The sequence below is a fragment of the Streptomyces sp. NPDC087787 genome (assembly GCF_044743035.1).
GTDB lineage: Bacteria > Actinomycetota > Actinomycetes > Streptomycetales > Streptomycetaceae > Streptomyces.
This window is the reverse complement of the sequence record NZ_JBIUVQ010000002.1, coordinates 430867-447973: the sequence shown is the minus strand read 5'-3', so window position 1 is coordinate 447973 and position 17107 is coordinate 430867. Positions and strand designations below refer to the sequence as shown.

The 17107-nt window shown below is 71.8% G+C and carries 3 protein-coding genes; all 3 read right to left on the bottom strand.

Translation table 11 applies throughout. The features are described from left to right. Window positions 1-13955, bottom strand: a 13955-nt coding sequence (locus tag ACIOWN_RS05960) for an amino acid adenylation domain-containing protein (protein WP_362352885.1), incomplete at its 3' end; no start/stop codon positions are given. A 121-nt stretch (window positions 13956-14076) separates the two neighbouring features. Further along, complete coding sequence (locus ACIOWN_RS05955) at window positions 14077-16179, bottom strand: ABC transporter ATP-binding protein (protein WP_362352888.1); 2103 nt, start codon at window positions 16177-16179, stop codon at window positions 14077-14079. A gap of 303 nt (window positions 16180-16482) precedes the next feature. After that, on the bottom strand, window positions 16483-17076 hold the full coding sequence (locus ACIOWN_RS05950) for a DUF5132 domain-containing protein (protein WP_362352891.1): 594 nt from the start codon (window positions 17074-17076) through the stop codon (window positions 16483-16485). Window positions 17077-17107 lie beyond the last annotated feature (31 nt).

The window sequence follows — 17107 nt, the reverse complement described above, 5'->3', positions numbered from 1 at the left end:
GGCCGGTCCGGGTCGGCGACCACGGCCTCCAGCAGCCGTGTCCACCGAGCGAACAGCGTCTCCACCGTCGCACGGTCGAACAGGTCGGTGGCGTACTCCAGGAGCGCGTCCAGCCCTCCCGGCGCGCCGTCCGGGCCTCGGCGTTCGGCGAGGCTGAGGGTGAGGTCGACCCGGGAGGTGCTGGTGGGCACGGGTACCCCGGACACCGAGAGACCGGGCAGGGTGAAGTCGCCCATGGGCGCGTTCTGCACGCCCAGCATGGTCTGGAAGAGCGGGTGGTGGGAGAGCGACCGGGCGGGGTTGACCACCTCCACCAGATGCTCGAAGGGCACGTCCTGGTGGGCGAACGCCTCCAGCGCGGACTCCCGCACCCGGCCCAGCAGCTCGGTGAAGGTGGGGTTGCCCGAGGTGTCGGTGCGCAGGACGAGCGTGTTGACGAAGAACCCGACCAGGTCGTCCAGGGCCTCGTCGGTGCGCCCCGCGACGGGGCTGCCGACCGCGATGTCGGTGCCCGCGCCGAGCCGGGTGTACAGGGCGGCGAGTCCGGCCTGCAGCACCATGAACAGGCTTGCCCCACAACGCCGGGCCAGGTCACCGAGCCCGGCGTGGAGCGCGGCGTCCAGTTCGAGGGTGACCAGGTCACCGCGGTGGGAGGCGGTCGCCGGACGAGGGCGGTCGGCGGGGATCCCCACCTGGTTCGGGAGCTCCGCCAGCCGGCGCTTCCAATAGGCGACTTGCTGGGCGAAGGCGCTGTCGGTGTCGCACTCGTCGCCGAGGATGTCGTGCTGCCACAGGGTGTAGTCGGCGTAGCTCACCGGCAACGGCGGCCATGCGGGCGCCTCACCCCGGCACCGGGCGGTGTAAGCCGTCGCAAGGTCGCGGGACAGCGGTCCCAGCGACCAGCCGTCACCGGCGATGTGATGCAGAACGACCAGCAGCACGTGCTCATCGGGTGCCAGCGCGAACAGCTCGGCCCTGACGGGCGGTTCGGCGGCCAGGTCGAAGCCGCGGGCCGCCCGGGCGCGCAACACCTCCGGCAGCTCCGCCTCGGTGGCTTCGGTGACGGACAGCGGGATCCCGGCCTCGGCGGCGTCGAGGGTCCGCTGGTACGGCACGCCGTCGTGGTGCGGGAACACCGTGCGCAGGGGTTCATGGCGAGTCGCCACGTCCGTCAGTGCGGCCTCCAGCGCGCGGCGGTCGAGGGCACCGGTGAGCCGCAGCGCCAGCGGCATGTGATAGGTGGCACTGGGCCCTTCCATCTGGTGGAGGAACCACAGGCGGCGCTGGGCGAACGACAGCGGCGTGGGCTCGGGGCGCTGCCGCGCCACCAGGGGCGTCCGGGCGGTGGCGGCGCTGTGCAGTGCGGCGGCGAGCCCGGCCGGTGTCGGGGTTTCGAAGAGCGTCCGGAGCTCCAGCTCCGCGCCGAGGATGACGCGAATCCGCGAGACCAGCCGGGTGGCCAGCAGCGAATGGCCGCCCAGGTCGAAGAAGTCGTCGTCCACGCCGGCCTGGGGCACACCCAGTACCTCGGCGAAGAGCTCGCAGAGGATCTGCTCCTGCGGGGTGCGCGGTGCCCGGGCGCCCGGGTTGTCGCCGCCCGGTGCGGGCAGCGCGGCGCGGTCCAGCTTGCCGTTGGGGGTCAGCGGAAGGGCATCCAGGGTGACGATCGCCGACGGCACCATGTAGTCCGGAAGCCGTTCGCGCAGGTATGCGCGGATGCCGTCCGCCCCTGCGTCACCGGGTACGACGTAGGCCACCAGCCGGTCCTCCCGGGCCACCACCGCGGCCTGCGCGACCGAGGGATGGGCGGCCAACCGGGACTCGATCTCGCCGGGTTCGACGCGGAACCCGCGCACCTTGACCTGGTGGTCCACCCGGCCGAGGAACTCCAGCTCGCCGTCGGCCCGCCACCGGACGAGGTCACCGGTGCGGTACATCCGCGAGCCGGCCGGACCGTACGGGTTCGCCACGAACCGGCCTGCCGTCAGGCCCGGCCGGCCCAGGTAGCCGCGGGCCAGCTGCGCGCCGGCCAAGTACAGCTCACCCGCGACACCTTGCGGCACCGGCCGCAGCGCGGCGTCGAGCACGTACACCTGGGAGTTGGCGACGGGACGGCCGATGGGAACCGGCAGCGGGCACGCGGAGAGGTCGGCGGGGAGCGGGTAGGCCGTGACCACATGGGTCTCGGCGGGGCCGTAGTGGTTGTGCAGGACCCGGTCGGCGCGGTGGCTGCCGAGGCCCCGGACCTGGGTGCCCAGCCGCATCGCCTCGCCGGCTTGCGCGATCACCCGCAGGCTCGGCAGGTCGCGCCCCTGCTCGGCGGCCGCCTCGGCGAGCGCCTCGAGCACCAGGTTGGGCGCGTAGAGCTCCTCCACCCCGTGCTCGTCGAGCCACTGGGCCAGCAGCTCCGCGCTGCGGCGCTGCCCGTCGGAGGGAACCACCAGGGTCTTGCCGAACAACAGGGCGGAGAGCATCTCCTGCGCGGAGACGTCGAAGCTGACCGCGGTGAACTGGGCCACCCGCGTGCCGGGCTGACCGCCGATGGCGCGATGGTGCCACTGGAGGAGGTTCACCAGGGCGCCGGAGGGCATGACGACGGCCTTGGGAAGACCGGTGGAACCGGACGTGTAGATGACGTACGCCGGGTGACGCGGATCGATCGCGACCGCGGGATCGGTGTCCGGGTGCCCGGGCCCTGCCTCGACGTCCCGCGAGTCGTCCAGGACCAGGGCCGGGCGCGCGTCGTCCAGCATGAACGCGACCCGGGACTCCGGGTACTCCGGGTCGATCGGAAGGTAGGCGGCACCGGTCTTCAGCACCGCCAGCACGGCGACCGCGAATCCGGCCGAACGCGGAAGCCGCAGCGCGACGATCCGCTCCGGGCCGGCTCCCCGCTGGATCAGGGCATGGGCGAGCCGGTTGGCTCGGGCGTCGAGCCCGGCGTACGTGAGTGTGGTGTCGCCGCAGATCACGGCAGGCGCGTCCGGTGTGGCCCGCACCTGGGCCGCGAACAGGCCGGGCAGGCTGGTGCCGGGGAACTCGACGGCGGTCGCGTTGCGTCCGATCAGCAGGGCATCGCGTTCGTCGGCCGTGAGGACGCCGAACGAGCTGATCGGCCGGTCGGGCTGGGCGACCGCGGCGCGCAGCAGCCGCACCCAGCGGGCGAACAGCGTCTCGACCGTCTCCTGGTCGAAGAGATCGGTGCCGAACTCGACGTATCCGTGGATCCCCGCGGGCGTGCCGGTGTCGCCACGCTCCACCAGGTGGAATCCGAGGTCGAACATGGCTGTCGGGGTGTGCACGAGATGGATCTCGGCGTGTACGCCGGGCAGGTCGAAGGTGCTGCGTGGCACGTTCTGCAGTGCGAGCATCACCTGGAACAGCGGCTGGCGGGAGAGTGAGCGGGCCGGGTTCAGGGCCTGCACCAGGTGCTCGAACGGCAGGTCCTGGTGCGCGTAGGCGCCCAGGGCCTGTTCCCGCACCCGGCCGAGCAGTTCGGCGAAGGTCGGATCGCCCGAGGTGTCGGTGCGCAGGACGAGCGTGTTGACGAAGAAGCCGACGAGGTCGTCCAGTGCCTGGTCGGTGCGGCCGGCGATGAGGCTGCCGACGGGGATGTCGGTGCCCGCGCCCATCCGGGTCAGGAGCGCGGCGAGTCCGGCCTGCAGCACCATGTACGTGCTGACGCCGCGCTCCCGGGCCAGCGCGGTGAGCCCCTGGTGGAGGTCCGCGTCGAGCTCCACCGCCAGATGGCGGCCGTCGTACGAGGTGGTGGCGGGGCGGGGCCGGTCGGTGGGCAGCGGGATCTGCTCCGGCAGCCCGGCCAGCGTCGTCGTCCAGTAGGCGGTCTGGCGGGCGGACAGGCTGCCGAGGTCGTGCGGCTCGCCCAGCAGCTCCTCCTGCCACAGCGTGTAGTCGGCGTAACTCACCGGAAGCGGCGCCCACTTCGGCTCCATGCCGTTCAGCCGTGCCGTGTATGCCGTGGACAGGTCGGTGGCCAGGGGACCCAGCGACCAGCCGTCACCGGCGATGTGATGGACCACGATCAGCAGGACGTGCTCATCCGGGCCGAGCGCGAACAGCTCGGCGCGCACCGGTGGTTCGGTGACGAGATCGAAACCGCGTCGCACGGCCTGCCCGAGCAGCTCCGGCAGTTCGGCCTCGGTGGCCCCGACGACCGGCAGCTCGGGGCGGGCCCTCGCGATGTCCAGGACCTGCTGGTAGGGAACGCCGTCGTGTTCCGGGAAGACCGTCCGCAGCGTCTCGTGCCGGGTGATGACGTCGGTGAGGGCTGCCCGCAGGGCGGCGCTGTCGAGGTCTCCGGTGAGCCGCCAGGCCAGCGGGATGTGGTGGGCGGGGCCGGCGCCCTCCAGCTGGTGCAGGAACCACAGACGCCGTTGCGCGGAGGAGAGGGGAATACGCGCGGGACGCTGCCGCGGGACCAGTGCCCGGCGCGCCTGCCCGGCCTCGCCGAGACCCGTCGACAGACCCGCCACCGTCGGGGTCTCGAACAGGGCGCGCAGCTCCAGTTCCACACCCAGCGCCGCGCGCACCCGGGCGACCAGGCGCGTCGCGAGCAGGGAATGGCCGCCCAGGTCGAAGAAGTCGTCGTCGACCGTCACCTTCGGTACGCCCAGCACCTCGGCGAACAACTCGGTGAGGACCTGCTCCCGCGACGTCCTGGGGGCCCGGCCGTCCGGAGTGGTGGTGACCTCGGGCTTCGGCAGCGCGGCGCGGTCGAGCTTGCCGCTCGCGGTCAGCGGCAGTGCGTCCAGGGTCACGAACGCGGCCGGGAACATGTACTCCGGGAGCCGGTCCCGCAGATGGGCCCGCAGCTCTTCGGGCCGTGGCGTGCGGTCCTCCGCCGGCACCAGGTAGGCGACGAGCCGGGTGTCGTCCGCCCGGTCCTGACGGGCGAGGACGGCGACCTGGCCGATGTCCGGATGGCCGGCCAGCGCGGCCTCGATCTCGCCGGGTTCGATGCGGAACCCGCGCACCTTGACCTGCTGGTCGACGCGGCCGATGTACTCCAGGTCGCCGTCGGTGCGTCGGCGTACGAGGTCGCCGGTGCGGTACATGCGGTTGCCTGCGGGGCCGTACGGGTCGGCGACGAACCGTTCGGCGGTGAGTGCTGGGCGGTTGAGGTAGCCGCGGGCCAGTCCGACGCCGGCCACGTACAGTTCGCCGGGGACGCCCGGCGGTACCGGTCGCAGGCGTTCGTCGAGCACGTACACCCGGGTGTTGGCGATGGGACGGCCGATCGACGGTGCCTGATCACGAGGGACCAGCGGCTCGCTCATCGTCGAGACCACCGTGGTCTCCGTCGGTCCGTACACGTTGATCATGCGGCGGCCGGGTGCCCACCGCCCGACCAGTTCCGCCGGACACGCCTCACCCCCCACGATCAGCGTCGACACCGACAGCGCGCCCTCCGGTACGGCCGCCAGCACCGACGGCACCAGCGTCACATGTGTCACTCCGGTGGCGGGGTCGGTCAGGGCCGTAAGCGGCGATCCGGTGTGCGGCAGCACCAGCGTGGCGCCGGTCAGCAGCGAGGTGAAGAGTTCCGACACCGACGCGTCGAAGCTGGGCGAGGCGAACTGCAGCACACGGCTGCGCGTGTCGATGGCGAACCGCTCCACCTGCGCCGCGACCATGGCGACCACGCCCGCGTGGCCGACCACGACGCCCTTGGGGCGGCCGGTCGAGCCGGAGGTGTAGATCACGTACGCGGGGTTGTCCGGGGCTACGACGGTCCGGGGGCCGGTTTTCGGCAGGGCCTCCAGCAGGGCGGCTGCCTCGGGGGAGTCCAGCACCAGGCGGTCGGGCTCCCGCGCGCCGAGCGGGCGGTCGCCGAATGCGCTGCTGGTGATCAACAACTTGGGCCGGGCGTCGCGGACCATGAACTCCAGCCGGGCGGCCGGGTATTCCGGGTCCAGCGGCAGGTAGGCGGCGCCGGCCTTGAGCACGGCGAGCACGCCGACGACCAGGTCGACGGAGCGTGGCAGCGCGAGCGCCACGATGTCCTCGGGCCCCACACCGCGGCCGGTCAGCGCATGAGCGAGCCGGTTCGCACGGGTGTTGAGCTCGGCGTACGTCAGCGTGGTGTCGCCGCACGCCAGCGCGACCGCGTGGGGGCGTGCGTGGACCTGTGCCTCGAACAGGGCCGGCAGCGCGACCGCGGGCGCCTCCACGGTGGTGCCGTCGGCGGCCGCCAACTGCCGGCGTTCGCCGGCGCTCAGGATGTCGTACTCGCTGATCAGCCGCTCGGGGTCCTCGGCCGCGGCCTCCAGCAGCCGCACCCACCGCTCGGCCGTCGACCGCACGGTCTGCGGGTCGTACAGATCTCCGGCGTACTCGATGAACCCGTCGATGCCCTCGGGGGATCCGTCCTCACCGTGGCGCTCGGACATCGAGAAGACCAGGTCGAGCTTGGAGGTGGTCGTCGTCAGCCGGACGCCGCCGACGTCCAGACCCGCCAGGGCGAGGTCGGCCCTGGGGGCGTTCTGCAGCACCAGCATGACCTGGAACAGCGGATGGTGCGCGAGCGACCGGGCCGGGTTGAGGACCTCCACCAGGTACTCGAACGGCACGTCCTGGTGGGTGTAGGCGCCGAGCGCCACATCGCGGACGCGGCCCAGCAGGCGAGCGAAGCTCGGGTCGCCGCTGGTGTCGGTGCGGAACACCAGGGTGTTGACGAAGTACCCGATCAGCTCGTCCAGCGCCTGGTCGGTCCGCCCCGCGACCAGGCTGCCGACCGGGATGTCGGTCCCCGCGCCCAGCCGGCTCAGCAGCGCCGCGAGCCCGGCCTGCAGCACCATGTACAGGCTGGTGTCGTGATCGCGTGCCAACTGGCGCAGTTTCCGGTGGAGTTCGGCGCTCAGCTCGACGGTCACGAAGCCGCCGCGGTGCGACGCGACCGCGGGGCGGGGCCGGTCGGTGGGGAGTTGGATCTGTTCGGGCAGCCCGGCCAGGTTCTCCGTCCAGTAGGCGGCCTGGCGGGCGAAGAGGCTGTCCGGGTCGGTGTGGTCCCCGAGCAGCCGATGCTGCCACAGGGTGTAGTCGGCGTACTGCACCGGCAGTGGCCCCCACTGCGGCTGCCGGCCCTGGCAGCGGGCCGCGTACGCGGCGCTCAGGTCGTGCGCCAGGGGGCCGAGGGACCAGCCGTCACCGGCGATGTGGTGGATGACGAGCAGCAGCACGTGCTCGTCGGGCCGCAGTGTGAAGAGCTCGGCGTGAAGGGGCGGTTCGGCGGCGAGATCGAACGAGTGGGTCAGCGCTTCGGCGAGGACGCCATCCAGCTCCTCCTCGGTGGTGGAGGCCGGACGCAGCCTCACGCGGGCGTCCGCCGGACTCACCACCTCCTGGTGGGGCGCGCCGTCGATCTGCGGGTACACCGTGCGCAGGCTCTCGTGCCGGGCCACCACGTCCGCCAGGGCGGCCTCCAGGGCGGTCCGGTCGAGGGGGCCCGTCAGGCGCCAGGCCATGGGGATGTTGTAGTTGCCGGTGGCGCCCTCCAGCTGGTGCAGGAACCACAGGCGCCGCTGGGCGAAGGAGAGCGGGATCCGCTCGGGGCGCTCCTGCGGGGTCAGCGCCGGCCGTGCCTCCCCCGCCTTGGCGAGGCTCGCCGCGATGCCCGCGGGGGTCGGCGCCTCGAACAGGGTGCGCAGCTCCAGCTCGACCCCGAGGGTTGCGCGGACCCGGGCCACCAGCCGGGTGGCGAGCAGGGAGTGGCCGCCCAGGTCGAAGAAGCCGTCGTCCACCCCGGCCTCGGCCACACCGAGGATCTCGGCGAACAGCTCGCACAGGATCTGCTCCTGCGGCGTGCGCGGAGTCCGGCCACCGCCCGTGGGGCCCGACTCCGGCTCGGGCAGCGCCCGGCGGTCGAGCTTGCCGTTGGTGGTCAGCGGCAGCGCGTCCAGCGGCACGAAGGCAGCGGGGATCATGTACTCCGGCAGCCGCTCCCGCAGGTGTTCACGGAGCACGGCCGACTGCGGGGCGGCGCCGGACGCGGGCACCACGTAGGCGACAAGACGGGTGTCGTCGGCGCGGTCCTGACGGGCGAGGACGGCCACCTGAGCGACGTCGGGACGGCCGGCCAACGCGGCCTCGATCTCCCCGAGTTCGATGCGGAACCCGCGCACCTTGACCTGGTCGTCGGCGCGCCCGACGAACTCCAGCGTGCCGCGGGAGCTCCAGCGGACCACGTCACCGGTGCGGTACATCCGCGCCCCCGGCGGACCGTACGGGTCGGCCACGAAGCGCCCGGCGGTGAGCCCCGGCCGGTTCAGATAGCCGCGGGCGAGACCGGGACCGGCCACGTAGAGTTCACCCGCCACACCGGGCGGCACCGGCTGCAGGTGGGCGTCGAGCACATAGGTGCGCAGGTCCGGCATGGCGGTGCCGATGTCGCCTGCGCCCCCGGTCACGGCGCTGTGCCGGTCGAGGGCGGCGTAGGTGACGTGCACGGTCGTCTCGGTGATGCCGTACATGTTCACCAGGACCGGGGCATCGTCCTGGTGGCGCCGGTACCAGTCGGCGAGCCGGGCCGGCTCGAGCGCCTCGCCCCCGAAGATCACGGTGCGCAGGGCAAGCGCACCGCCGGTCCGCGGGTCGTCCTGATCGGCCCGCATCAGCTGGTAGAACGCGGATGGCGTCTGGTTGAGCACGGTGACGCCTTCGTCGGCGAGCAGCCGCAGGAAGCGGTCCGGGGAGCGGCTGACGTCGTGCTGTACGACGACGAGCCGCCCACCGTGCAGCAGCGGGCCCCACAGTTCCCACACCGAGAAGTCGAAGGCGTACGAGTGGAAGAGCGTCCACACGTCATCGGCACCGAAACCGAACCAGTGCCGGGTGGCGGCGAACAGGCGCACCACGTTCCGGTGGGGGATGACGGCGCCCTTCGGCCTGCCGGTGGAGCCGGAGGTGTAGATGACGTACGCGGGGTTGTCCGGTGCGACGGCGGTACGGGGATCGGTGTCCGGGGCCGCGTCGAGGCTCGCGAGAACGGCCGGGTCGTCGAGCAGGAGCCGTTCGGCCGGTTCGTCACAGCCGGTCAGCCCGGCGGCGGCCGGGCCGGTGGTGAGCAGGAGGGCGGGCCGTGCGTCACGCAGCATGAAGGTGATCCTGGCGGCCGGGTACTCCGGGTCCACCGGGACGTAGGCCGCGCCCGCCTTGAGGACCGCGAGGACCGCCACCACCAGCTCAGCCGAGCGCGGCAGGGCCAGCGCCACCAGCTGCTCAGGTCCGGCGCCCCGGGCGATCAGCAGATGGGCGAGACGGTTGGCTCGTGCGTTCAGCTCGCGGTAGGTGAGCGAGGTCTCGCCGGACACCACGGCGACCGCGTCCGGGGTGGCCCGGGCCTGCTCCTCGTAGAGCGCGGTGATGGTGGTCGGTGCGACGGTGTCCGGTGCGGTGTCCGGCGCGGCGAGCAGGCTTCGGCGTTCCTCCGGCGCCAGCACGTCGATGCGGCCGATGGGCTGGTCCGGGTCGGCGATCGCGGCCCGCAGCAGCCTCACCCAGCGTTCGACGACGACCTCCACGGTGGCCGCGTCGAACAGGTCGGTGCTGTACTCCACGAAGCCGGCGAGCCCGTCCGCGGCGCCGTCGGCGGTGTGCCGCTCGGACAGGTTGACGGTGAGGTCGTACTTGGCGGTGCCGGTGTGCACCAGTTCGCCCTCGACGTGCAGTCCCGGCAGGTCGTAGGCGTCCTGAGGGGTGTTCTGCAGCGCCAGCATGATCTGGAACAGTGGATGGTGCGCCAGCGAACGGGCGGGGTTGACCGCCTCCACCGTGTGCTCGAAGGGCAGGTCCTGGTGGGCGTACGCGGCCAGGGCGTTCTTCCGGACCCGTGCGAGCAGTTCGGTGAAGGACGGGTCGCCGGACAGGTCCGTACGCAGCACCAGGGTGTTGACGAAGAGGCCGATCAGGTCGTCCGCGGCCTCGTCGGTGCGGCCTGCGACGGGAGTGCCGATGGCGATGTCCGTACCGGCGCCGAGCTTGCCGAGCAGGGCGGCCAGACCCGCCTGGAGCACCATGAAGGTGCTGGTCGTGCTGGTGCGCGCCAACTCCCGCAAGGCGGCGTGGAGTTCCGCGTCCAGGCGCAACGGCAGGTGGGCGCCGCGGTACGACATCCTCGCGGGTCGGGGCCGGTCGACGGGCAGTTCGGTCCGGTCCGGCAGGCCGGCCAGGTTCTCCTTCCAGTGGGCGAGCTGCCGGGCGCTCAGGCTGCCGGGGTCCGACTCGTCGCCGAGCAGTTCACGCTGCCACAGGCAGTAGTCGGCGTAACTCACGGGCAGCGGTGCCCAGTCCGGTGCCTCGCCTCGGAGCCGTGCGGTGTAGGCGGTGGTCAGGTCGCGCGCGAGCGCCCCCATCGACCAGCCGTCGCCGGCGATGTGGTGGACCACGACGAACAGTACGTGCTCCCGCGGGCCCAGTACGAAGAGCTCCGCCCGTACCGGAGGCTCGGCCGCGAGGTCGAAGGCGTACCGTGCCGCGTCCGCCAGCCGGTTCGGCAACTCGGCATCGGTGGTGGCGGTGACCGGTAGCCGTAGCGGCACCTGCCCGGGGTCCAGGACGTGCTGGTGGGGGACGCCGTGAGTGTCCGGGAAGACCGTGCGCAGGCTCTCGTGGCGGGTCACGACGTCCGCGAGAGCGGCTTCCAGGGCGCCCCGGTCCAGGGATCCCTGCATGCGCAACGCCAGCGGGATGTTGAAGGTGGCGCCGCCGCCCTCCATCCGGTGCAGGAACCACAAGCGGTGCTGCGCGAACGACAGGGGTACCACGTCGGGCCGGCTGCCGGCGGTCAGCGGGGGCCGCCGCAGACCCGCACCGTCGAGTGCGGCGGCCAACCGTTCGACGGTGGTTGCGTCGAACAGGTCGCCGAGGCCGAGTTCGGCATCGAGGACGGACCGGACACGGGCGATCAGCCGCATGGCGAGCAGGGAGTGCCCGCCGAGGTCGAAGAAGCTGTCGTCGACGCCGACGGCGGGCAGCCCCAGAACCTCGGCGAAGAGCCGGCACAGCAGTTGCTCCCGGAGTGTGCGCGGCTTTCTGCCGGGTGCGGCCACCGGAGCATGCGGGGCGGGCAGGGCCCGGCGGTCGAGCTTGCCGCCCGCGGTCAGCGGAAGCCGGTCCAGGACCGCGAAGGCCGCCGGAACCATGTGATCGGGCAGCCGCTCCCGCAGAAACGTTCGCACCCGGTCCACCTGGACACCTTCGGCGGCGGGCACGACATAGGCCGCCAAGGACGTCTCGTCGGACTGGTCCCGCACGACCACGACGGCCGCCTGCGCCACATCGGGGTGCTCGACGAGCGTGGCCTCGATCTCGCCCGGTTCGATGCGGAAACCCCGGACCTTGACCTGGTCGTCGGCGCGACCGGTGAACTCGAGGTCACCGTCCTGGTTCCACCGCACGATGTCCCCGGTGCGGTACATCCGCGCCCCGGCCGGGCCGAAGGGGTCGGCGACGAACCGTTCGGCGGTCAGCCCGGGCCGGTGGAGATAGCCACGCGCCACCCCGGCCCCGGCGATGTACAACTCGCCCGGGCTGCCGGGCGGAACGGGCTGGAGTCCGCTGTCGAGCACATACGCCCGGGTGTTGCCGATGGGGCGGCCGATGACGGGGGCGGGGGAGGAGCCGATCCGGGCGGTGACCGCGTCGACCGTGCATTCGGTCGGGCCGTAGAAGTTGAAGGCGGCCACGCCCTCGACCGAGCCCAGGTCGTCCCAGAGTCGCTCCGGTACGGCCTCACCACCGGCGACGACCACGGAGGGACGCCATCGGCCGGCGTCGAGCAGGCCGTGGGAGAGCAGGATCCGCCAGTACGACGGTGTGGCGTTGACCAGATCCAGGCGGTGGCGGACGAGGTAGTCGGCGAAGGCGTCGGGGTCGGCCCATGTCCGCTGGTCCACGACATGCAGCTCATGACCGGCGAAGAGGCACGACAACTGGTCCCAGGCCGCGTCGAACGACACCGACGTGGTCAGCGCCACCCGCATCCGCCGCGCGGACGCGGCGGTGAACAGGGTCCACCGCTGGTGGTGGAAGAGGTTGACCAGGCCCCCACAGGTGGCCACAACCCCCTTGGGCCGGCCGGTGGAACCGGACGTGTAGACGACGTAGGCCGGGTGCTGCGGATCGACGGGGACCGCCGGGCGGGTGTGCGGGTAGGTGTCCACCATGTCGGCGGTGTCCGGGTGGTCCAGGACCACACGTCCGACGGGCGATGTGCCGGTGAGCCTCTCGGCCGTGCCGGTGTCGGTGATCAGCAGCGCGGGCCGGGCGTCGTCGAGCGTGGCGGCGATACGGGCCGCCGGGTACTCGGGGTCGAGTGGCAGGCAGGCGGCACCGGACTTGAGCACGGCGAGGATCGCCACCACCAGCTCCGCGGAGCGCGGCAGGGCCAGCGCCACCAGCCGCTCGGGTGCCGCGCCGCGGGCGATCAGCAGATGGGCGAGCCGGTTGGCCCGGGCGTCCAGTTCGGCGTAGGTCAAGGCGGAGTCGGCGGCCACCACGGCCACCGCGTCCGGCGAGTCCTTCACCTGCTCCTCGAAGAGCTCGGCCGGACCGGTGCGCGGTACTTCGGCATGCCTGCCGTCGCGGTCGGCCGGCACCTCGCGACGTTCCCGGCGCGACAGCAGGTCGATCCCGCCGACGCTCTGCTCGGGGTCACCCTGTGCGATCCGCTCCAGCAGTCTGCCGAGGCGCTCACCGTGGCGGGCGAATTCAGTCTCGTCGTGCGCGTCGGCGGCGGCGTGGAGCTTGATCCGTGGTCCCGAGCCGTCCCGTCGGTCCACACCCCAGAGCGCCAGGTCGCTGGTGGTCCCCTCGGCGACGTTGTGGGCCGTGACGCGGTGTCCGGCGAACGTGATGTCGTAGGGGAAGGACATGATGTTGACGACCGGGGAGAAGGCCGTGCTGATACTGCCGGGCAGGGCGAGCTCGCGGTGCACGTCCTCGGCACGGTAACGCTGGTGCTCCCGTGCGGCGCTGACCTCCTGCGTGGTCTGGTTCACCAGTTCCGACCAGCGCATTCCCGGGCGCACCGTGAGGCGCAGCGGTACGAGATTGGAGGCCGTTCCCGGTGTCGCCGCAAGCGTGGGGTCGGCGGGCGGGCGGCCGGTGACGGCGAGCCCGAGGACGATGTCCCGCACGCCGGTGAGCCGGTGCGTGTAGAGGGCGGTCGCGGCGATGAGCACGCGGGACCATCGGGTGCCGGCCTTGCCGGCCGCGCTGCGCAGTGCCTCCCCGACCGGTGCGGTGTCCAGTTCGGTCCTGCGCACGGCCGCGGAACCGCCGCGTGCGGCGCGCGTCGACAACCGCACGGCCTCCGGGCGGTCCGCGAGCCGCCCCAGCCAGTACGCGCGGTCCGCGGCGAACTTCTCGGACAGGCGGTAGGCGGTGTCGCTCGCCACCAGTTCGTCCAGCGAGGCGAACGCGGTGGGTGTCGCGCTCCGGCCGTCGGCCAGGAGTGTGTACGTCTCGGCGAGGCGCCGCGCGACGAGCGAGTAGCCGTACCCGTCCATCACGAGGTGGTGGTAGCCCTGGTACCAGAGGAAGCGGTCGGGCGCGAGCCTGAACAGGGCGTAGCTGAACAGGGGATCACGGGTGAGGTCCAGCGGGCGGGCGCGGTCGGCCGCGATCCAGGCGAGCGCCGCCGTGCGGGGGGAGGTCTCCTGGCTGACGTCGATGTGGGGCAGCCGCCAGTGCGTCGTCGCGCGCAGGACCTGCGTCGGGCTGCCCGCGTTGTCGGCGAACCGTACATGCAGGGCGTCGACCTCGTCGACGACCTGGCGCAGGGCGGCCTCGAAGAGAGCGCCGTCGACCGGCCCGTGGATCTCCAGGTACTCGCCGATCCGGTAGGCGGGGATCACCCCGTTCGATGCCTGTTCGGCGAGCCAGAGCTCGCGCTGCGCCGCTGTGAGCGGGAGGGCGGCACCGTCGCGACGGGACATGGGGGTACCTCCAGGGGTGTTTCGGAGATGGCTGATGCCGCCGGCGTCACTGCCGGCCGACCAAGCGGTCAGGGGGCGCCCACGGACGGGCGCCCGTGACCTCGACTGATCGGCGGGAGTCTTATGCGACCTTCTCGCCGGCCTGAAGGTTCCACAGGGAGGCGTAGAGCCCGTCACGCGCGAGCAGGTCGTCGTGGGTGCCCTGCTCCGCGATGACTCCGCCCTTGTCCATGACATAGATCCGGTCGGCGTGCCGGATGGTGGAGAGGCGGTGCGCGATGATCACCAGGGTCCGATCCTTCGCGAAGCCCCGCAGGGTTCGCTGGATGGCCGCTTCGGTCTCGTTGTCGACGGCCGAGGTGGCCTCGTCGAGGATGACGACGGGTGCGTCCTTCAGCATCGCCCGTGCCAGTGCGATGCGCTGTTTCTGGCCGCCGGAGAGGGCGGCGCCGCGCTCTCCGATCAGCGTGTCGTATCCGTCCGGCAGTGCCTCGATGAAGCCGTGCGCTTCCGCCATGCGGGCCGCGCGCACCACACCGGCGTCGTCGGCCTCGAAGCTGCCGTACCGGATGTTCTCGGCGATGGTTCCGTCGAACAGGAAGGGGTCCTGTGCCACGAACCCGACCTGCTTGCGCAGATCGTGCCGTGGCAGCCGGCGGATGTCCTGCCCGTCGAGCAGGACGTGACCGAACTCCGCGTCCTGGAAACGCATGAGCAGCTTGGCGATCGTCGTCTTCCCCGCGCCGGTGGCCCCCACGATGCCGGTGACCTGGCCCGGGGCGATGGACAGGGACAGGTTGTCCAGGGCCGGTGGCCGGCCGGGATAGGAGAAGCTGACGTTCTCCAGGGCGATCGCGCCCTTGACGTTCCGGTCGTCTAGCGTCAGGTCGTGGCCGTCCGGTTCGACGGGGAGGCTCCGCAGGCGCTGGACCCGGTCGTGTGCCGCCAGGGTGCGCTGGTACTGGTCGACGATGCCACTGAGCCTGGTCAGACGCAGCAGAACCTGTTGGGGCAGGCCGATGAGCGGGCTGAACACCTCGAAGGGCAGGGAGCCGTTGAGTACCGAGCGGCCGCCGAGCAGCATCGTGCCCGCCATGGAGGCCGTGGTGCAGACGCGGATGGTCTCGGCGTGCCGGGCCGTGCTCCGGTCGGTGCGGTGGTCGCTCTCCCGGCACCGGTCGCCGAGCCGGTCGATGCGCTCGGCCTCGTACTCCTCGGCGCAGAAGCTCTTGACGGTGGCGCCGGCCTCCAGGGTGTTGACCAGCTGGCTGTGCAGCCGGGCCTTGTCCTCGCTGGAGACGGCGTAGTCGGCGGCGACCCGGTCCTGGTAGTGGAACGACAGCCAGGCCACCAACGGCATCGGCAGGAACGCGACCCAGGCGATCTGCGGCGCCAGGAGAAGGAAGGCGGGCACCAGGACGAGGAAACTGGTGGCGAGCTGCACCACATCGTTGGCCGAGGTGGCGAAGAAGTTGCCCATCTGGCTGATGTCTTCGGTGAGCACCCCGGCGATCCGGCTGGTCCGCTCGCCTTCCAGATGCCGCAGTTCCAGCTTCTGCACATGTGCGTACGTCTCGTTGCGCCAGTCGTGCTGAACGGCCTGACCGAGCTTGCGCCACTTAAGGGTGGCGGCGTACGACAGGCCGGCCGCGGCCGCGCAGGCCACGGCGGCCCCGCAGGCCAGGAACCACAACTGTGCGGAAGCGCCGGTCACTCCGAGACCGACGAGCGGGGCGCACTCTCCCTTGATGAGCACCAGGGCGATCCAGCCCAGGAAGGCGCCGAGCGCCATCTCGGTGCCCTGGCAGAGCGCGGACAAGGACGACGCCACGCACAGCTTCCCTTTGTGCGGCCCGACGATGCGCAGCACGGTGTGCTCCGACGGCTCGTCCGGCCGGGACTCGCCCTGGTCGGCCAGGCCCTTCTGCCAGGCCCGCCGTACGACGACCGCCGTGGCCGCCGTCACTGCGCCGAGCGCCAGTACGGCCTTGCGCAGCCTCCCGCGGCCGAGCGTGACGATTCCTACGGCACCGCCGGCGACGGTGAGGGCGGGACGCAGCACGCCGGCCCGGCCTTCCGTCGCCGAGGGCGCCTCGCGGGGCGCTGCCACGTCCGAGGAGCGCGGGACGGCACAGGCGACGCCTTTCGACAAGGCGTCGACGGCTTTTCTCAGCAGGCCCCCGATATCCGTGACGGTGAGGGTGGAGTCATGAAGAACGAGCACCCCACCGGTCACAGGATTGGCGCGCGCCCCCCTGACCCCCGGCGTACGCCGGAGCACGCCCTCCAGAATTTCCGCGACCTTGGGCCGCCTGAGCACCGCAGGGACGTCCCAACGCTGCCGACCCGGAACGACAGACCTTGCGTGTACGTTCGAGAAGTTGGGCCGACCTGCGGCTGCTGCGCCCACCAAAGATGTCATGTAGAACAATCACCTGTTCTCGGAGGGCGCGTCCCGGAACGGGCGGGCGTAGCCCTTACGGGGAAATTGGACGACTCGACGACTCGACGACCGCGATGTGCGGTCTCAGTTCAGCTTGGCGGCGGCCGGACCGTTGCCGCGCGATTTGCCACCGGCCTTGCTTTCCGCGCTGCCGGACTGTGCTGCCGGCGCGATGGCCGGCCCGGGCGGGCTCACGGTGTCGCCCTGCGGGGCGCTGGTGTGGGTGTTGTGCTCGGTTCCGTGCGCCATCTGGGCGGCGAGCATTTCGGCGGTCGCCTCGGCCGCGAGATCCTGGATTCCCTCGCTGGCTTCGTGGACGGCCCTCTTGACCTCCACGCCCAGTCCCACCGACGTTTTGACGACCCCTCGCATGAGTGGTTTGCCGAGCCTTTTGACGAGGGCTGCGGTGATCAGGCCGATAAGGAAAGGAGGAACTACAGGGGGCATGGGAAGACGTCCTTCTCTTCTGCTGGGAGAACGAAGATTGAGGAAGCGGCGGGAGGTGAACAGGAAATGTGATGAAACCACCATCCGACCCTGTGGGATCTTCGGTACCTGTGCCGTGCCCGGAATCCATACACCTTGCGTATGTGTTCCATATCGCGGAACCGACATCCCATCACGCAGAGCGTATCCGAGGCCGAGCAGGTAGATCCAAATTCCACTGGCGCTCTTCACCCAATCGAGCGGAACCCCTTTTCGGAACGGC